At 39.4% G+C, this 20,771-nt stretch carries 8 protein-coding genes; 1 reads left to right on the top strand and 7 read right to left on the bottom strand.

Annotated features, from left to right (window positions below; translation table 11 throughout):
* Nucleotides 1-11: 11 nt before the first annotated feature.
* The 3 genes from AC1Z3S_RS02115 to AC1Z3S_RS02105 all read right to left on the bottom strand — a co-directional run bounded on the left by AC1Z3S_RS02115 (nucleotide 12) and on the right by AC1Z3S_RS02105 (nucleotide 3,306).
* Nucleotides 12-1,541 (bottom strand): ABC transporter permease, encoded by a 1,530-nt coding sequence (locus tag AC1Z3S_RS02115; protein ID WP_461738977.1) that lies wholly within the window; start codon nucleotides 1,539-1,541, stop codon nucleotides 12-14.
* Nucleotides 1,542-1,821: 280 nt separating this feature from the next.
* Entirely contained in the window at nucleotides 1,822-2,328 is a 507-nt protein-coding gene (locus tag AC1Z3S_RS02110; RefSeq protein WP_461738976.1) for an acyl-CoA thioesterase, read from the bottom strand.
* Between the two features lie 282 nt (nucleotides 2,329-2,610).
* Nucleotides 2,611-3,306 (bottom strand): winged helix-turn-helix domain-containing protein, encoded by a 696-nt coding sequence (locus AC1Z3S_RS02105; RefSeq protein ID WP_461738975.1) that lies wholly within the window; start codon nucleotides 3,304-3,306, stop codon nucleotides 2,611-2,613.
* Nucleotides 3,307-3,556: 250 nt separating this feature from the next.
* Between AC1Z3S_RS02105 and AC1Z3S_RS02100 the strand changes: the two genes are divergently transcribed.
* The gene (locus AC1Z3S_RS02100; protein WP_461738974.1) at nucleotides 3,557-5,065 is read left to right on the top strand and encodes a helix-turn-helix domain-containing protein; all 1,509 of its coding nucleotides are present in this window, start codon (nucleotides 3,557-3,559) and stop codon (nucleotides 5,063-5,065) included.
* Between the two features lie 304 nt (nucleotides 5,066-5,369).
* Here the strand turns inward: AC1Z3S_RS02100 and AC1Z3S_RS02095 are convergent, their stop codons facing one another.
* From AC1Z3S_RS02095 to AC1Z3S_RS02080, 4 genes are all read right to left on the bottom strand, one after another.
* A complete protein-coding gene (locus AC1Z3S_RS02095; RefSeq protein WP_461738973.1) occupies nucleotides 5,370-7,037 on the bottom strand; it encodes a poly alpha-glucosyltransferase in 1,668 nt (555 codons plus the stop codon).
* A 15-nt stretch (nucleotides 7,038-7,052) separates the two neighbouring features.
* Complete coding sequence (locus AC1Z3S_RS02090) at nucleotides 7,053-7,316, bottom strand: hypothetical protein (protein WP_461738972.1); 264 nt, start codon at nucleotides 7,314-7,316, stop codon at nucleotides 7,053-7,055.
* Nucleotides 7,309-8,457, bottom strand: coding sequence for a hypothetical protein (locus tag AC1Z3S_RS02085; protein ID WP_461738971.1), 1,149 nt, complete (start codon nucleotides 8,455-8,457; stop codon nucleotides 7,309-7,311). The genes AC1Z3S_RS02090 and AC1Z3S_RS02085 overlap by 8 nt, the downstream gene beginning before the upstream one ends.
* A gap of 154 nt (nucleotides 8,458-8,611) precedes the next feature.
* Nucleotides 8,612-20,635, bottom strand: a complete 12,024-nt coding sequence (locus tag AC1Z3S_RS02080; protein ID WP_461738970.1) for an LPXTG cell wall anchor domain-containing protein — start codon at nucleotides 20,633-20,635, stop codon at nucleotides 8,612-8,614.
* Nucleotides 20,636-20,771: the final 136 nt, after the last annotated feature.

Genomic DNA, 20,771 nt, shown 5'->3' with positions numbered 1-20,771 from the left:
CTTTTGCTAACTTAACTAATCAGTATTTTTTTCGGATTCAATCGTAAAATGCCGATTGAGGACAGCATAATCGATAAGAAACTAATCGCTAAACCAAGACCAGCCAAAGCGGCAATCGTGGTTGGTTCGACTGTAACATTTAATTCTGAAACAGCTTCTGAACCAGAAATAGCGTTAGAAATATCGCCAAAGGCTCCGCTTGGACCACCGCCACCCATCTCGCCGCCAGGACCATTCTGATTATTGTTGACTTCTTCGGTTGTCGTTTCAGATTGTTGCGACAACAGTTGGTTGCCGACGACATTGCCAACAATATTGCCACTAAAAGTCGCAATCACTAACGCTACCACCATCGCAATAAAAATTTCACTGAAAAATTGTAGTATCACTTTGAAGCGAGATTCTCCCATTGATAAGAGGACGCCGATTTCATAACGGCGTTCGCGAATCGTCAGCATGACAATCAACGTCAAAATAATAATTCCAGCCACCGCCACTAAGATGACAATGTTTTTCGCAAAGCTCGCAACATTGTTTAATGGTTCTAGCATTTGTTGATACAATTGGTCATTGGTGGTCAAAGCATAAGAATCTGTGTCAATCAACGCTTCTGCTTCACTGACAAACTCATCCATTGCCGCCGGGTCAGCCAAAGTATAAACAGCTTCATCCACTGTCGCTGAATCTGCATCTCCGTTTAAAGCATTGGCAAACGTATAATAGCTGTAAATTGTATTAACGGGATTCAACATGCTAATTTGTGCTGAAATCCCAGAAGCCGTTGCTGAGGTTTCATAAATGCCTTTGACTGTGACGGTATAGCTAGTGTCTTCATCACTATTTTGCAATGTAAAAGTATCGCCAACCGCTAAGCCATTAGCTTCAGCTAGCGTCGTTTCAATCACAACATTATTCGTGTCGGCATCGGCAGCAGTAATTCCTTCACCGTCAATAATTTCGGCGGTCCCATCGCTAAAATCGCTAGCAAGGGCGGTTTCAGAAACCCCCGATACTTGGAAGTCGCCGGACATGCCGCCGCCTTGACCACCTGCCATCATGCCGCCACCCATACCACCGCCCATATCGCCAGCTGCTGCGGTATCTGTTTCTGTCGAGCTCTCTGTACTGCTAGAATCAGAGCTAGTAATAGCGGAGACATCGTCGCCGGCCACCGCCGTTGAAGAAGACTCCAATGAATAGGACGCCACATTGTCTAATTCAGCAATCGCTTCAGCATCGCTAACATTAACCGGCGTTGCTGTAAAACCGCCGGGATCAATTTGTCCCGCTGTCTCACTGTCGCTACTGTCTGTGGCATCCCCACTAGGGGCACCGCCGCCAAATTGAGCTTCCCGGCTAGCTGCAAGTGTCACCGTGGCACCGGTATCATTCTGGGCATTAGTAATTGCCTGATTTGCCGCACTTTGAATCGTCAGACCAGCTAAGACGAATACTAAAATTGCCGAAAAAACAGCGCACAGCAAAATCGTGCGCCCTTTTTTTGACCAGCTGCTGGCCAGAGCACGTTTTAAAAAATTCATTTCAAACCTCCTAAATATGATTGTGACTTAAGAGTAGAGAGCACAGCTTAAAGGAAACTTAAAAAAATTCGAAGAACTTATGACTTTTTTAGGCATTTTTTTACCGTTGAACATTGCGGCATTTACACACAAAAAAAAGAGCTACCCCGTAAGAGAGAACTGAATTGACACCTATCAGTTTTCTCTATTGAGGCAGCTCCGCTATAAGATTTGAGCTAAGACCAGTTGGCTTTCAAAAAATGAAAGCTATGTTCCACAATTCAAATTTTTTTCTTGATGTTTAATCCTTTAAAATCAGACCATCCAGTTGCATATGTTTTGCTAGTTCCAAATTACCTGCTAAATCAGCTTTTCGTTTTTGGCGACGGGCATCATAGCCGCCGCAGATAAATATTTCCTCCTGCGTTTCCGGTTGGATTTGCGGCAGCACTATCTCTTTGTCCAAAACAACAAAGGTCATAAAGCAAGTATTCGCTAAATAGCGCTCACCAGTCAGCAAATTTTCACCGATGGCTTTACAAAAAACCTCTAATGAACGTTTGCCGGCACCAGAAACGTAGCTTTCGATGCAGACCATTTCACTATGGGCTAAAGAATGCAAAAAATCTAAATGGTCTAACGAAGCCGTTACCAACGGTCTTCGTGCCAGACGAACTGCTGAAATCCCCCCAGATTCATCGAGCCAAGACATCAATTGTCCGCCAAATAGGGTTTTGTGTTCATTCAAGTAGGGATATGTAATCAAATGGGCCTGCGTTGCTTTCGTTTGTTGACATGTAAGAATCATAACTAAAACTCCCTTTTTAAGTGTTGGTGGCATTACGCCAATTATCCCACAGCTTTTGAATGCCGCCAATTAGAAACTAGAAAATTTAGTTTTTTATAATGAAACTGAATCCTAGTTTTCTTCCATTACTAAAGGAAGCTTGCTCAAACCATCAGCACAGCTACAGTAACTAGGGCCCTCACTCTGGAAAATCACCTTGTAAAATTACCTCGCACAATTTCACTCAGAAAAATTGACCCGTAAAATTATATTCTTACATTATATAACTTTATAACTCTCGCATTAAACAGTTAAATCTTGTTTTTCAACAAAATCATGGGTCAACGCATAGCCTTCTCGCCAATGGCTACGCAATGACTCGCCATCCAACTGATGACTAATCATCTTTTTACGAATCCGAAATAACAGCTGAGACAATTGAGCTAAACTGGAATTTGAAGCCTCTTTTTGCCAAAGCAGCTCGCTTAAGTCGGCCCGTTTAATATACTGGCCATCTGCCGCATAGAGAATATCAAATAATTTTTTCTCATTTACAGAAAGACTGTGGATAAAATTCATGAAGTTGGAATCCAAATAATTCGCACCAGCGTGGGGCTCCTCTTGATACTCCACCGGCATGCTCTCAAACACCTGAGCCAATTTTTCCCGCAAATCATTTAAGTTAGTATCGTTCCTCAGATAAAATGGCGTATTTTGGGCCATTGCTTCATCAATACTACTTTCCTTAGTGCTGTCCATTCTGAACATTCTGACCGGTTCCTTGACTAATTGCTCAACAACTCTTTCAATCTCAAAATCGCTAATCGTTTCGCTGAAAATAACAGTTTTAAATACTTGAAAAAGTGACTTGCCTTCACCGGCCATCAACATTTCTAATAAATGATTGGAAACAAATACTTCGTATCCTAGAAGCTGTAATTTTTTTTGCAGGTCTTCCTCCGCCATAATTGTTTTTGTTAAAATACAAATTTTTTCCATTTTCAATTCCTCACTTTACTAAACCAACCTGACAATCCTTTCATTTAATAAGTACGTCGTATTTATAAATATTTTTATTATTTTATTAATTTTTCTCATTTAGTTTATCCTAATAATGACTGCAAAAAGTATCAGATTTTGTAAAGCAGATTGCCTTTTTTAGTTTTTTCCCCTAAAATAAAGCTAGTTGGGCAATCTATTTTATTTGTTATTTTTAGAATTGCGATAATTAGGAGTTGAGAACAAAAAAATGCTGGAAATAGAAAGTATTTTAGGCTCAAATGAGCAAGATGTCCTGAAGCTATTAAAATTTTTTGAACTAAGGGGTGGTCAGGCTACAAAAGGTGATATTTGTGACCAATTGGGAATTTCTTTGAAAAGTTTACGCTCGCAGATTCAATTACTGCAAAATAACTATACAGATTTTCTCGACTGCTTGAATCTTCCTAGAGAAATTATTGTCACTTATCGCAGCGGCAATTCCTATTTGATATTTAAAAACTATCTCTACCGCCAATCGACTGCCCATAAAATTATTCTTAGCCTTTTGATGGAGAAGGAACTAACCTATACAAAATTACAAAAACAATTATTTTTAAGCACTGCTACTGTCAATCGCAACATTCGGAAAATCAAAGAGCTTTTCCAAAAAAATGGCTTGGACCTAAAAAAATTGACGATTCAAGGTCCTGAAGAAGATATCCGCTTCTTCTTTCAAGTCTATCTGGAAACAACCTATAACCTCACTGAAAATCCCTTCCCTTTAAATTCTCAAGTTGAGCGCTATTTCAGCTTACTGGTCAGTGCCATTCAGAAAAATGATTCCCTTGGTATTTCGACCTTTAATCGCCATCGATTACAGCGAGTTTTATATATTGCCTACTATCGATCTCTCAAACCAAACGTTACAGAGGCTTATTATAAAAAAGCCGTCCAATTACCCGACAGCAGCGAATTTATCCTTTTTAAAGAAGTGATGGCTGACAAATCCAGCTTACCGACTTCCTTATTAACTCCAAGGGAATTAGATTTACTTTTACATTTTCTATTGGACTTACCACTTATTATGTATGATGGACAATTATATGAATCCTTTTTTTTACTGCAAAAACAGCACCACACATTAGCCTATAAATTATTTGAGTTTTCCCGGGAGCTGCTAAAGCCGGCCTTTTTGTTTATTGACACGCCGGAAAGCATAAAAAAACTGGAGTATCTCCTGTTCAGCATCAATGTCAATGGGCTTTTTTTCTCCACCCAAAAAAATATTTCCGAAATTATCGGCAATCTGGTCAATGACAGTAACCACAACTTAAGTGAACCGTCAATTAATTACGCAATTGACGTTGTCGAAAAGATTAATATTTTTTTGACAGAGCATGGTCTGCAACCAATTGAGCGAAATTATCTCGTCGATCATTACGGATTTTTGATTATTGAGAGCTCCCTACACTCAATCAGACGTATAAAAATCGGTCTCTTTTTGGCCAATGATCCTTTTCAAACGAGAATCTCCTTTGACTATTTAAAAAATAGTCTGCAATTTCATCCCAGCTTTTCTTTTTTCAACCTGCTGGATGAAACCCAGGATTGCGACTACCTGATTACCAATGATTTATATTTCGCTGAAACCAACAAACACAAATTCAACGACATTTTAATTGTCGCCCTGCAAAAAATTACATTGGATACTCAAAAAATCAGCTATTGGCTGTTCGATAAGCTTATGGATACTTTGAATCAGCCTTATGAGGTGTGAGGAACTTAGAATTTTAGCTTTGAAGGACAGACATCCTTTTCAAAAAAAGAATACAATAATTTAAAGATTAAATTAGCTTATTACCAACCTTAATTTAAATAATATAGCATCAAGCTCAGTACTGATATCCGAATATTTTATCTAACTTAAGTCAAAAAAAAGAAGCTATCTAAATTAATGAACATAGTTTAGGTAGCTTCATAATTTTTACCAAAAATTCACGTTTTCTCTTAACATACTGAACAGAAAGCAACTAAGTCTTTTCGATTTCTTCTGAGAATCAAGCTAATATTTGTAGTGCCAGTTACTTAACGTAGACTGGTAGCTGACTAGAAGCTACCTCGGCTTGTCTATATGCTGCAAAATTGATAAAACCAGACAAGAAATGCTCTGCATCGTCAATTCGGCTGCGGAAACGATCATGACGACAGTAAAAGCCACCTTCCATGATATCCGGTCGTTTGAAATACATAGCAACTTCTGGGAAAAATGTGCCCCTTTCTAGTTGCCGCTGACAGCGTTTCTCCATCACATCTGCAATCTTATAAGCCTTTGGGTATTCATTTAGTAAATAGGCATACTGACTAGTAGCTATTTTATCTACCATTTTCTGCGCCGCTACTAATAACTCTAACATAGTAGGATATGCAGTATCTCTTTTTTCAATAAAATTTAGATGCTCGACAACATTTCGCAAGCCGAATCGATAAAGTTCTTCACTCGGCCAAAAAAGTGAAATTTCATTTACAGCATAAGCCAGCCAATGATCATGATATTTATAATAATTTTTTTCAATCAAACGATTAGCAATACTATGAATCAATTTTTCGACATGTTCATCCTGCGTTAACGAGTAAAAACGCGCTAGTGCAAAAAGAATTTCTCCATCATAATAAACAATTCTAAATTTTTCTAATGTTTCCAAGTTTTCATCAAGAACATGAATCGTAGAAAGATCATCTTCCACCATATGATGACGCACACCATTAATTATTTTCGTCAACAATTCACGGTATTGCGAACTGCCGGTGACTTCCTCATATTTTGATAAAGCTAAAATAATCATAGCATTGGCGCCTAGACGTATTTCTGCTCGTCCAGTATAACGATCCACTACAAAAGCATCCTCGCCCTTTTCAACTACTAAATTTGCAATCCCCCAATCAATTGCTGCGTTAATCTGATTAAAATTCTCATTATGCAAGTATTCAAATCCTTCTAGCAACGCATAAATCGAGGAAAAATGACGAATAACATTGTAGCTGGTTAACTGATGATTAAAAGCCGGAAAATAACCGTAGATATATTTGCCATCTTTTTGAATCTGCTCTTCTAAATAAGGTACACCTTTTTCGATGGCAGTATTACAAGTAGAAAGTAGCGTTTTATCTGTAATTTTACGCACACCATTTTCTAGATCAAAATATTCTCCGCTATCAAAGAAGAAACTTTTAGTAGTGAATAGACATACATGACTGTCTTTGCTTAAGTCAATTCTTAAACTAGTTGTATAACGTTGCTTCATATAAGCATTAACATTTTGAAAGTCAAAATTTAGATGCGGCCTATTTTGTCCTACAACGTGATCTTTATCGGGTTTTAAAAATGCATTCCCATTAATTTCTTCCTCCAAAAAAGCAGCCTTAAAAGTCGGATCAAAGGCAATTCCCTTTCGAAAATAATTATTACGCTCTACTAAATCGATTTCAGCAAGTAACTGCTGAAAAGTCATATCTTGATTAGAGTCTAAAACGTCAATCTTCAACCACTTAGGCATCATTTTGTTTTTTGATAAATATTTGTCAATACTTGGCCACAGATCAGCTAGTGTACCAATCTTAGTGTTCCAAACTTTCGCACGACCAACTCCATTTGACATTGATAAAAAAATGACCGTCTGATCCTGTTCATTAGCTAGTCGACTTGTTATCTCATATTTAACTTTCTCTAAAAAATTCGGAGTTATCCGCATAACTTTCCCTCCATCTCACCATCTGCCTCTTCTTGGCTTATCAATTTTTACCGGTCGAGCATCTGAAGCTACCCTTTTCGGACTATCATCTTGATCAACTTCCCACGGATATAGTCCATCCTGATTTTTAGAATAATTGGCTAAGTCTTCATCGCTTTCATCAATTTTTTTCTGTTTTTTTCGATTTGCAAAATATAGGATGGCCATCAAACCAAGCACAATTAAAATGGTAATTTTACGAAATCCAATCTCATTTAAAACTGACAACAACTTATCCAAATGATTCAACCTCCTTTGGTAGAACAATTACTGTCGAATCCTCTTGAGTATTCAAAGCTGGTAGCCAAAAATACAAACAATCCTCCTGTAAATAGTCCTCAACTTCAGACTCGTTTACCTCCTCACAAATTCCTAACCATAATCTTTCATTAGTTGTTGCCATTCTAGCCTGATTTTCCCTTCTAACAATAAAAATGAAATTGCTACATAAGATAGGATTGTCAAGCAAATAATCTGTAATCCAATTCCCTAAATCAACTACAAAAATACTTTCAGTATGAAGTGCCATTTGATAGATTTTTTGAACTACTTTGAGATTCTCTGTAAGACCATCTTTAATTGCATCAGAATCATTCTTGATAATTTCTGCTACTTCTGACAATAAGATTTGGCTCACGTTGATATTTTTTAAAAGAAAATACTTGCTTAAGCGTTGAAAAATAGTCTGATCAACTTCCGTTCCAGAACTGATGAACTCATATTTTTTCCCAAGAACCGGAGCTTGGTAAATCATTTGCGGTTGACTTACCCCGATCTGACTACCGTATTCTTTAAGCTCCATTAATTTATGTTCAATCTCAGTTACTTGTTCAACGAAAGGTGTTTGTATTTTTTGGTTAACTTCAGCAATATGTTCCAGATTAGCTTGATACTTCGCAATTTCTTGACTAAAAAAAAGTTCTACTGCAGCTGCTGATGCGGCCTTTTCTTCTTCCAATTCAATCAATTGCTGACTTTTTGCTATTTCAGTTTTTAGATAAGGAGCATTTTCATTTTCTCGTCTAATTTTTCTTCTAAGTAACATCAAATAAGTCTCTAATTTTTTAATTTCAATCTTTATAAGATTTTTTTCAATTCTCTTTAGTTGAGCATTCTTTTTAAATTCGGTAATGCTTTCTGATACTTCTGTCACAAGTTCTCTTTCTCGAAGTCGATAAGTAATTTCGACAAACTCATCTACAGTTGTTACACTCCTATGTAAATTCAAAATACTCTGATAAATTCCTGTCTTCTGTTCCTTAAACTCTTCTTGAAGAACTCTTTCTGCCTCTTGGATTTGCTTTTGCAAGTCCAAATATTTTTCAAAAAGCGTTTTTTCTTCTTCAATAATTTTCGGTTCTTTTTTTAAAAAATTCAGCACCGAACTCATCCCTTTCCGAAAAATTCCCTAATTCTATCCTAGCTTAGAATCTTATTCTGTTTATGTTGAAAATTGTCATTCAATGGCTATTTTATGATGATAAAAAAGCGGATGTCCTTTCAAAGAACATCCGCTCAAAGTTATTTTTGATTATCTATTTTCCTTCTTCTGTTTCCTCTTCCTCATCCTTTCTGCGTTTCTTACCTACTACAAATGCACCGAATGCTGCTAGTGCTCCTAACCCTACAATCATATCGTTTGTATTCACTTCTTCACCTGTTTTCGGTAATGTCTTGCCAGAGTTACTAGATTCACCAGAATTACTACCGGTATTGTTACCTCCAGTGTTTGGTAAGACTGTTTGGTCATTTGTTTTTTCTGTATCATCAGTATCTCTTGCTTTCACTACCGTACTAATCACGTCAGAAGCTTTAGACTCACGTCCTTCTTGATGACCATAGATGATGATTGAGATAATATCTCCCTCTTCCAAAGTACGACCAGTCATTCTGAACAACATTCTTGATAGAGTATCCATGTCATAGACAAAGTCTTCCCCAGGAGTGACTGGAATATCAACCGCTATAAGCTCACCGTTAACCCAAATGTTCATTGTGTAAGTTCTATTATAGTCCTTACTTTGCCCATTAGCATTACCAGTAATCGTTGAGTCGCCAACATAAGCTGGATTCAAAATTGGATTGTAGATTTCCCAGTTATCATAATCGATATCTGCATCACTGTCGCTATCTGAGTCACTGTCGGAATCGGAGTCACTGTCGCTATCGGAATCACTGTCGGAGTCTGAGTCGCTGTCGGAATCACTATCGCTATCTGAGTCGCTGTCGGAATCACTATCGCTATCTGAGTCGCTGTCGGAATCGCTATCGCTATCGGAGTCACTGTCGCTATCGGAATCACTGTCGGAATCTGAGTCACTATCGCTATCTGAATCACTGTCGGAATCGGAGTCACTGTCGCTATCTGAGTCACTGTCGGAGTCTGAGTCGCTATCGCTATCTGAATCACTGTCGGAATCTGAGTCACTATCGCTATCGGAATCACTGTCGGAATCTGAGTCACTATCGCTATCGGAATCGGAATCGGAATCGCTATCGCTATCGGAGTCGCTGTCGGAATCGGAATCACTATCGCTATCTGAGTCACTATCGGAATCGGAGTCGCTATCGCTATCTGAGTCACTGTCGGAGTCTGAGTCGCTATCGCTATCTGAATCACTGTCGGAATCGGAATCGCTATCTGAGTCACTGTCGCTATCGGAATCACTGTCGGAATCTGAGTCGCTATCGCTATCAGAATCACTATCGGAGTCTGAGTCGCTATCGCTATCGGAATCACTGTCGCTATCTGAGTCACTGTCGGAATCGGAATCGCTGTCGGAGTCGGAATCACTATCGCTATCGGAATCGCTGTCGGAATCTGAATCACTATCGCTATCGGAATCTGAATCACTGTCGCTATCTGAATCGCTGTCGGAGTCGGAATCGCTATCGCTATCGGAATCACTGTCGCTATCGGAATCTGAGTCACTATCGCTATCTGAATCACTGTCGGAGTCTGAGTCGCTATCGCTATCTGAGTCACTGTCGGAGTCTGAGTCGCTATCTGAATCACTGTCGGAATCGGAGTCGCTATCGCTATCAGAATCGCTGTCGGAGTCGGAATCACTGTCGCTATCTGAGTCACTGTCGGAATCGGAGTCACTATCGCTATCAGAATCGCTGTCGGAATCGGAGTCACTATCGCTATCGGAGTCACTGTCGGAGTCTGAGTCGCTATCGCTATCTGAATCACTATCAGAATCGGAATCACTGTCGGAATCGGAGTCACTATCGCTATCGGAGTCACTGTCGGAGTCGGAATCACTGTCGCTATCGGAATCACTGTCGGAATCACTATCGCTATCTGAGTCGCTGTCGGAGTCGCTGTCGCTGTCGGAATCGGAGTCGCTATCGGAATCACTGTCGCTATCTGAGTCACTGTCGGAGTCGGAGTCACTGTCGCTATCTGAGTCACTGTCGGAATCGGAGTCGCTATCGGAATCGGAATCACTGTCGCTATCTGAGTCGCTATCGCTATCTGAATCACTGTCGGAGTCTGAGTCGCTGTCGCTATCGGAATCACTATCGGAGTCGGAATCACTGTCGCTATCTGAGTCGCTGTCGGAATCTGAATCGCTGTCGCTATCTGAATCACTGTCGGAGTCGGAGTCGCTGTCGCTATCTGAATCGGAATCGCTGTCGGAGTCGGAATCACTATCGCTATCTGAATCACTGTCTGAGTCTGAGTCGCTATCGCTATCGGAATCGCTGTCGGAATCTGAGTCACTATCGGAGTCTGAGTCACTGTCGGAATCTGAATCACTATCAGAGTCTGAGTCGCTATCGCTATCGGAATCACTGTCGGAATCTGAGTCGCTATCGCTGTCTGAGTCTGAGTCACTATCACTATCTGAATCACTGTCGGAGTCAGTTTCTGGATCATCCACTTCAACTAATTTCGAAATTATATCATTTAAAGAAGCGGTTAGGTCGTCAGCTTTTTCTTGAGTCAAGCTTCCTTCATTGGCTAAATCAGCCACAGCTTTATCATAGATTTCTATAAAGTCTTGGTAAGAATCTTCAGTATACTTAATTCCACTTTCTGGATCCTCTTGGTTATCAATTCGAACATTACCATTAGCGATTGCCTCATTTAGTGGGCGAATATCTACCAATCCATAGATACCAGCATATAAATTATCATAGTACTCATTAATTAGAGATTGAACAGTCGCCTTATCTTCACCATCAATTAAAGTTAAGCGGTTGTTTTCATCAATCCTACCCGCATCTCTCATTTGTTGGATATAGTCAGCTACTTCATCCGAGATTCCCTGATAAGCAGAAACACTAGAATTTGTAAATGAACCATCAAGAAGGACATCATCTAATGTTAAGCCTTCTGGAATTGTTAACCCATAGTGTGTAAGAATCATTGACTCTTGATTATCATTTAGTTCTACCAGTCTAGAAATATCGACTTGTGTTGCACTAACACGGACTAAGGCGTTAATCGCATCTCGCAGCTCGTTAAATGCATTATTTACATCCTCTTGGGTCGCTTCTGGATCATCGTAAACTGCCTGAGCTTTTGCTACTTCAGCCGGGAATGGTAACCATGAGTTATAGGTGTAATCAGACTCGTTCAACCCATTTGCTGTTTCTAATAACAATCTAAGAGGTTCTTTATCTACTCCTTCAGAAGCAATAACATGCATTTCGACTGTCTGACTTTGTTTATCAGGATAGCCATCGTATGAACCATAAATTGTCACGGCAACCTTATCACCTACAGATAGAACACTCGTGTCAAAATTGAAGCTCCCATCTGAATTTAATGGAACCGTTATAGTCGTTGAAGAATCATTGATACTCAATTCAGCTCGATAACTGGTGTTTCCACTAGCACTAGGAATGTTATTACTTGTTCCAGAAACTTCCATTTGACCAGCATAAGCCTGATTCAAGACAGGGTTGTTCACATTAAAGTCGACATATCCTCTTTCATCATTTACGATAACAGTCGTGTAATCTGAGTATTTAGCTTCAGAAATTTGGTCTTGATATCCGACTACCCGCACTTCAACTTCTTGATCTTTAGTCAATGGTGTATCTAGCGAAATACTAAAGCTACCATCTCCTGAAAGTTTAGCCTGTTCTTCAGTCAAGGCTAATGGTTGTCCATCAACTAAGACTTCAAGACTGTAAGATCGACCATACGCAGTATCCAATGCAGCTCGTCCAGAAATCATTTGATCTCCAGCAAATAAATCTCCTACAGCCGGTGCTTCAATTTTCCAAAGATCCCAAGCTTCATTTGCAGCAGCCACCACTTGATAAGCAATATTGGAGTATGCCAAAAGCTCATGATTTTCTGTAACTAATGGTTGATAATTTTCATTGGTAGCTATCACCTGAGCGGTAATTTGGTCTCCTACAGCAAAGGCAGGATCGATATTATCAATATAGAAGCTGCCATCTGCATTCAATGGTACATCCCAACTATTTATGCCACCTGTTGCAGTCATTACTCCAACACGAACAATATAGTAGGTTCCCGGAATGTTTTCTTGAACAGCATACCCACTTACAGAGGTATCATCGACAGCTACAGTATTCATAACTGGATCATTAATCTTCCAGCCGACTGTTGCTACCGCTACATCAGATTCAATTGCCGTTAATTGCATTGTATCTTGCTGTAGTTCACCATCTTCAGTTCGCATCCCTCTATAAACAAAGGCTTGAACTTCGACCTTGTCTTGATATTCTAAAAGACCATTTAAAGTGTAAGAATAGGTTCCGGTTGCAGGATCCACAGGAATTTCAATAGTTTCTTTCGTTTTACCATTGCGGTCATACCAGAAAATCTTAACCGTGTAATAATTCAGATCATTTGGATCATATGCCGTGGAATTACCATTAGCATCTTGTAAAGATGAAATCGAACCCGTTACCACCTGTCCATTTAAAATTAATGGATCAATTGTAACAGTTGGCGCAGTCGCTTCTTCAACAGTTCGAGTCATTTCTTCAGAAACTGTTTCATAGCCATAAATATCATTTAAACGATATGTTTTACCAGTAATCTTATCGCCAGCTTCAAGCCATTGCCCCAAAGTATTTCCGGTAGCAGTTGTTTCTTGGTAGTTCATCTGGTAAGAGCCATCTTCATTCACTGGCACACGACCAATTAAAACTGGTATTTCTGTATCTTTTTTCGTCACATATAACTCAACTTCATAGCGGTCACCAGCAATATCTAAGCTCTTATCTTGTGGAATATGTCCATTTATGGAGTTAACACCCTTAACAAGAACTGTGTCAATCACCGGTTCTGCGACGGTTCGTTCAGCATAAGCCTTTTCTTGGACCGTACCAGTTGCCGAACCTGTACCTTGTTCAATAGTCCCTTCACCAAACAACCCATTTTGCGTCATATTTGTCGAGACAGCAAAATTATTTTGTTCTTGGTAAGGAATACCGATGCTTGTATCTTGACTCCAACTAGCAAAATCAAAGTTGAATGTGTAGTTTAATCTAAAGTTATTCGCAGGTGCAAGATCTCCAACAAAACCAAGGAAGTCAAAATTCATCGGTCTAGATTTCACTACAAGCTGATAGGAGCCGTTATTGTTTTCAAGGGTTACACTAACATCATCAGATGAATTAGCTAAATTAGTCGTCCCATTGAAACTATCAAGGTTAAAGATTGTCAATCTAATTCTTCCATCATAGTTCAACGTGACATATTGTTGCCAATTCTCTGTTTCGAAGAAAGGTTTCATTGAATCAGGTATATCAATTGTTGTGACAAACGTTGGATTCCAAGCTAGCCAAGATCTCGTAGGGAATGCCAAATTATTCCAGTCCTGCGAATTTGTAGCTAATGTAAAACCAGTATCAGTAAATTCAGCTGTGTTGACACTTGAACGTGTGTCCGTTGCAGCCAAATCAATACCTGACGGCGCTTCTATTAACAATCCCCGCAGCCTTGCTTCTTCGGCAGTTAACTCTTCTAACTCTTGAAGTGTAAGGCCTTTATTAGAAGAAATCGTATTGTCTAGTGCTTCCATAAAGATACTGTAATCGGTATAACCAGCATCATAAGATAATGGATCCATTGTTCGATAAGTATCTAATCTATCTTTCAACGCAGCTAATAGTTGATTAGACTCATCGCTAGAATAGGTCAAATCATTTAAACTAGTAAGCAAACTTTCTCGTAGAGCATTCAAAGCACTGGCATCTTTGCTGATATCATTCAAAGCAGATTCAGCACTTCTGAGTCCTCTTTGCACATCAGCGGCCTGAGTCTCATTGTAAACGCCTGTCGGAATGCTAGAAGCAGTGATACCTGTTGTCTTCGCTAAAGCAATCGCCTCTCGTAATGCTTGTGCCGCTTCTGCTCGTGATGAAACTAAATTATCCAGAGCGTTTTGCAGATTAGTAGCAGCCGTGTTCACATCATCGACTGATGGACTAGCGGTTGCTCTGATTTCCTTGGCAGCATTGAGTGCGACTACCATTTCATTGTATGATTGATTGGTTATTCCATTAAGAGTATAGTCTTCTAAATAAACATTATCCCCTTGTTCAATAAGAACATCTAACATACCAAACAAATCTTCCAGTTTCACCAAACCATTCAAGGCATCATTCAACCGGTCATAACTATTGGAAATATTCTCTGGTGTTGCTGCCGCATTGTTCAACAAGTTTTTACTATCGGTCAGCTTATTCTGCAACTCTGTCCAAGTACCACTAGTAAAGTAACTTTCTTCTATGGCTCCAGATTTAATATCACTTTCAATTTGATTAATCAAAGCCAGCAAAGCAGAAGCAGAACTAGAGGCCACTAGATTATTCAAAGCCGTTTCAACTGCTTGATTCGCTGCTAAAATTTGATCTGCCGTTGAGTTTCCATCTGCTAGAATACTATTTAAAGAATTACGTGCGCTATCTAGAGTTTTGTAACTGCTGGCAGTATATGTCCCTACCAACTGTTCTTGATCAATCTGTGAAACCTGAGAAAGCAATAGATTAGCATCATTTCTCAATGATGGTCGATCAACTAACTGAGCAAAGGCATCATCTAGATTTTTCTTCGCTACTGACAAATCATCTGTCGACGAACTATTATCATTGGCAACCGCTTTTGCTTCTGCTAATGCTGTTTCAAAAATAGTAAAGGTTGGCGAAGTGTACTCATCTGGATTAAGATTATCTAGCTCTGCAATCCGGTCATTTAAAGCAGTCAAGCCTTCTTGTCCGATTGGTAATTTCGGAACCAAATTATTCATTTGGTCTCGTAAATAATTATAGGCAGATCGAATTGCTGATGATGGAGCACCTGTGCTCAACGTGATTACGCGGTCTGCTCTTTGCATACCATAGACTAAATTTGCATAGCTTTCGTCGGTATAATCAGAAGCAACAATTGCGGCTGCTTCAGCTCTAAGGGCAACCAGCATTTCCATAGAAACTGCAGTCGGATCAGAAGTAGTCGGAACGCCTAAATTTTTAATAGCCGTTTGTAAATCAATAATATCTGCGATAACCTCGTCATTGGTTTTATTATCAATCTCTGCCAAGGTTGCCTTCGCAAGTGTTAATTCATCTTGTAGTTTGTTCCAAGTAGACGTACTAACATCTGCTGGATTAATTGCTTCCGCCTCAGCAATGGTTGCTTCTAACAACGCAATCGTTTCAGCGGTAGGTTTTGTACTTTCGACTGTGACTAAACCGTTAATCGCTGCCACAATTGAGTTAACTGCACCATTGACTTCGATTTGGGTAGCATCAGGGTTATCATAAACATAGCTGGCCTGGCTCAGAGCTAATTCTAATGCAGCAAAAGAATCTTCAGTATAATCACCATATTCATTGGTATAAAGCTGACCCAACTGAATAGTTCTTTCCAATGTGGATTTATCAACTTCTTCTGTCGAACTAGCCACAACAACAGTCGTTGCTGAATTAGTTTTTTCCACCATTCCATCAGAACCAACGATAATAACTTCAACTACTTCGCCAGTCGTAAAGGCATCAGTAAATTCTGTCGAAAATTTCCCATTTGTTACCGGCACGATGATTTCTACTGGGCTTGCTCCACTAGGATTTCTGACAATTTTAGCTGTATAGGTACGATTATTCGTCGTATCGTTATACGCTGTACCAGAAACCACCTTCGTACCAGCTTCAATTGTTTCAATCACAGGTGCGTTAACTACCCAATCTTCTACCGACCCTTCAGAAATATCAACAGTCACTGGACTAGAAGACTTACTTTCATCTGGATGGTCAGGTTGAGTACCAACAATAGTCACAGTTAAGGTATCTGTTGCTGCTAAGGTTGTGCCTTCTGGCAGTTCAAAGTAAATTTCACCAGTATCAGGTAAATCAATTGTTGTCTCAGTTCCATTGATATCAATTTTTGCTTGATATTTACGACCTAAACTTAAGTCTAAGTTAGCTGTTCCTGATAGGTAACCATCTCCAACATAGGCTTGATTCATCACTGGTGAAGCGATTTCCCACTCATCCCATGCTTGATCTGAGCCAACAACAGTTGCTGTCGTTGCATCAGAAGATAATGCGATTGTCTGGCCATCAGCCAAATAACCATCAATAGACAATGAAATTTCTTGATCTGTAATCAATTCACCCACTGGAACACTAAACGTCCCATCGTTATTGACATAACCATTATAAGTTTGTCCGTTAGTTTCAACGACAACACGATAATCAGCATTTCCAGCCGGTACTGAAACGGAACCTAATGAACCAGAAACAGTTTTGTCTCCAGTGATAGCTTGATTGACAAAAGGTGCCTCAATCGACCAATTAATTGGAATTTGGTCAACTGTCGTATTGATTGACGTAAGTTGTTGTCCGCTATTGGTGATTTCACCATTTGGATGTAAAATCCCTTGGTACACAAATACTTGCGCTTCTACTCGACCACCATATTCTAATGGTACAACCGTATTAGTTGTAAAGTTCCCGCTATTGTCTACGTTAACTTCTCCCAGTGAAACAGGTATTGAATTGTTTGGCGGGAAATAAGTCAACTTAACTGTATAGCGATTTAAATCGGCATCATTGAAGCCAACATTTTCTCCTGTAATTCCTTGTAATGTTGTAATGCTTCCAGAAATGGAACGCGTATTATGCTGCAATTCATTAACAGTTAACTGCGGTGGCAATGATTCAGCTACCGTTGTGGAATAAACAATATCGGTAGTCGTGGTAATATTGAAGCGATCATTTTTACGGTAGATAGTCACTTCAACTTTATCACCTGAAGTAAAATTGCGTCCTTCTTCTACACCCAAATCTTCATTCGCTACAGTATAACGGAAATTAAAAGTATCATCATCGTTGACTGGAGTCTCACCGATAACAGACCCATTTAGTTTTACTTCCGCAACATAATAATCGTCCGCAAGATCCCGTGAACGATCTTGTTTAGCTGTACCACTAATCATATTCATCCCATCAACGATACCATTTGGAACGCTGGCGCCGCCAACTGTAGTTTGGACGTAGGATTTATCCGGAGTTAAACCATCAAACCCAGTAATATTACCGCTGCCTTGTCCGATTGATCCAAAAATGCCCTCCTGAGTTACTCTAGTTGCTGATGTTACGTTTGCACTATCATCAGCTTCTTGAATTGGTAGATAGTTGCCCTCTGTGGCGGCCCAATTACCTAGCTCAAATTCAAAATAGTACTGTGCATCAAAATTAGTAACAATCCAACCTCCCAAAAGATTGGGTACAAAATTTTGAGTTATCATTTGTAAATAGAGGGTTCCCTCCGGCAAGATACTATTTCCATCTGAAACTGTTCCATCTGAAACATGCACGGATAGACTAACACCATTGCTGGCAGTCATTTCACTAACATTTTTTAGATTAAGCCAAGGTTGCCATGTAGGTGGAAACCAACCTTCAGTGGCATCTCCAGATTGAACTGTTCCGATATTTTGTCCACCCAAAGCTCCTTGATATGCCTGAATCCGATAACCAACTTGACTATGCTGCATCCAATTATCAGAAGCAAAAAACGGCTTCAAATTTTCTGGAATAGCCACAATGGTATCAAAACCAGTTTGACCAGTAGCAAAGACAAGCCCAGATTTCTGAGATTTTGTATTTAATACCAGCTTGTCTCCTTCTAAACGGGTGTTTGATTCAACCGAACTTGAGGTATCTGCGATAAGTGAGGTCCCATCATCTGGTTTAGGAGCTAAATAACCTGTTAATTCAGCCAATCTATCAATATGTCCTTGTAATGTCTCTGCACTGACATTCAAGTTTGAATCTAAAAGCGACTGGGCCTCCTGAGCCGCAGCTTGTAACTCATCTAGTCCAGAAATATAGTCGTCTGGACTAAGACCCATTGCGGTATTGATTGCCGTTTGCAACTGGTCTTTTAAGGTTTGGCGACCATCGGCATCAGCAAATTTCAACTCATTTATTTTATTTTGAAGGTCCCTACGATAACTATCTAATAACGAAGGTTGTAATACTTCTGAGCCATTTACATATGCTTCAGCGTTATTAAGTGAGGTGCTAAAAGCATTCCAGGTTGCTGCTGTATACATGTTGGAATCGCCGACTGTGTACGCGATAGCAAGCACTTCATTCATTAAGCGCATCTGCTCATCGTAACGCAATTCTAAATTATCCATCGCAACTACTAGCTGATCAACAACGGCTTGGATATCATCTAAAGGTGCTGTTGAAATATTGTTGGCAATATTTTGAGCTGCCAATAAAGCAGCATCGTAGGCAGCTTTAGTTGTTTCGGTATAAAGTTCTGCTCCAGATGCGTCAGTAAAACTATAGCCCTCAGCTCTAATAAGAGCTGCTTGCAGACTACGGCTTAAAGTATCACGACTGACAATAGATTCAATGGCGTCTTTCAAGCCATTTGTAGCATTTGCTATTTGATCAGAGCTAGATTTAGCTGCACCTAGAACAGCATCGCCAACTTTGATAGCTGCTTGTAAAGCATTCCAGGAATCCGTAGAGAAATAATCCTGTCCTTGACCAACTAGGCGTTTTGCTTCCGTTAAGTAATTTTTTAATTCAGCATTGCTAGATCCGGGAATTAGTCCATCCAGAGCAGCTTGAATTGCTGAAATGGCCGTTTCAATATCTGCAGGGACACTGTCACTTGCTAGACCTCCATAGTTATCTAAAGCAGTTTGAACGGCTAAAATTGTTACATTCGTATAGCTGTCATTTACATTGTAATCTGTAACAGCTTGGTTGGCTTTTGAAACAAGCTCTTGATAATTCTCGAATAAAACCTCACGACTAACTAAGCTGTTCATTGCGTCATCTAATTTTTTATAAGCAGCGGAAATTAAATTAATTCCTGTGTTGTTATTTGATTCTACCGTCTTAGCGTTTTCCAATTGAGTGCTAAATTCTGCATAGCTTTCAGTAGAATAGTCAGTTGCTTCAAGCTTACTAGCAGACTCAATTAGTGCTGTTAACTCAGCACGATTGACCAGCTTTTCTAAGTTGCCGATTCGCATCACAATTTCTTGATAAGCATATGAAATTTGCCCAGCAGTCGCATCCGGATTTGCCAGCACTGCATTTCCGTTAGTCACCGCATTTTGCAAGTAGTTAAAGCTTTGGGTTGAATAGTCAGACTGACGATACTCAGGAAAGGAAGCAATAATTTCTTGCAGGTCTTCTCTGGTCACTGCAGCCGAATCCATTGCATTGCGTAAAGCACTGTCGGCCGTATTAATTTGAGATTGTGTTGCTGCCACATTGTCATAAACAGTTTGCGCGTTTGTCAAAGCTTCAGCAATCATCTCATAACGTTCTGGAAGATAGTCCTCAGGGAATAATTGGAGTGCTTCCAAAATTGTTGCTGCTAATGAGTTTTTATCAATTGTAAAGTTATTCAAAGCAGTAGTTATGGCCGCTGTTGCATCGTCTATTTCAATTTGAGTCGCATTTAGATTGTTATAAGTAGCTTCACCAGCTTCTTTCGCAGCTGTCAAAGCCGTTACTTTTTCTGAATCATAACTACCCTGATTAATCAAAGCAATTCTGGCATTGTTAATTGCAATAATCAAAGCAGACTTGCTAATAGTTAATGCTTGATTTTGCTCTTGAACTAGATTCAAATCGTTTAAGATTTCAAGCTCATCAGTATATAATGAGCCTTCCAATTTGGCAAAGACAGTATTATAAACTCCCTGTGCTACTGTCACTTTGTCTTCTGAGTAAAGTCCACTATTAATTTTTTCAAGTAGCGTACCCAGCGCATTTTCCAAATTTGTTGTGTCTAACTGACTACGTATAGCTTGTCCAAGAAAAGCTTTTGCTTCAGAACGGTCATAATCGTCTTCTTCGACAACATTGATTCCAATGTAGGGAAGTGTTGTCGTAGCGTTCGTTTTTTGGGATCCTTTTTTCTGACTATCATCTGAATCATCAGGTGTTGCAGCATCAGCTGTGACATTGAGTCCAACCATGGAAATCCCAGTTGCCGACATTGTCGTTAAAACAAACTTGAAGGCTTTTCTACGAGCATCATTCTTGTTCTTGAGGCTTTTCTTGTAGTTAAACCTCTTTTTCATGTTTTTCCCCCTTTATAAATAAGAATTTTAAAAAAATACGTTATTCCCCATACATAATCATAAAAAAAATATCTATTCATTTTTCTTCTTTTATTTTTACTCAAATGATGTATTTTGATTCTTTTAAGAGTTCTGT

Source organism: Enterococcus sp. LJL90, assembly GCF_056924355.1.
This window is presented reverse-complemented; position numbering and strand designations above follow the sequence as displayed.

Coding starts and splice junctions, on each gene's coding strand:
- AC1Z3S_RS02115 (WP_461738977.1), bottom strand. CDS start 1,541: ATGAATTTTTTAAAACGTGCTCTGGCCAGCAGCTGGTCAAAAAAAGGG.
- AC1Z3S_RS02110 (WP_461738976.1), bottom strand. CDS start 2,328: ATGATTCTTACATGTCAACAAACGAAAGCAACGCAGGCCCATTTGATT.
- AC1Z3S_RS02105 (WP_461738975.1), bottom strand. CDS start 3,306: ATGGAAAAAATTTGTATTTTAACAAAAACAATTATGGCGGAGGAAGAC.
- AC1Z3S_RS02100 (WP_461738974.1), top strand. CDS start 3,557: ATGCTGGAAATAGAAAGTATTTTAGGCTCAAATGAGCAAGATGTCCTG.
- AC1Z3S_RS02095 (WP_461738973.1), bottom strand. CDS start 7,037: ATGCGGATAACTCCGAATTTTTTAGAGAAAGTTAAATATGAGATAACA.
- AC1Z3S_RS02080 (WP_461738970.1), bottom strand. CDS start 20,635: ATGAAAAAGAGGTTTAACTACAAGAAAAGCCTCAAGAACAAGAATGAT.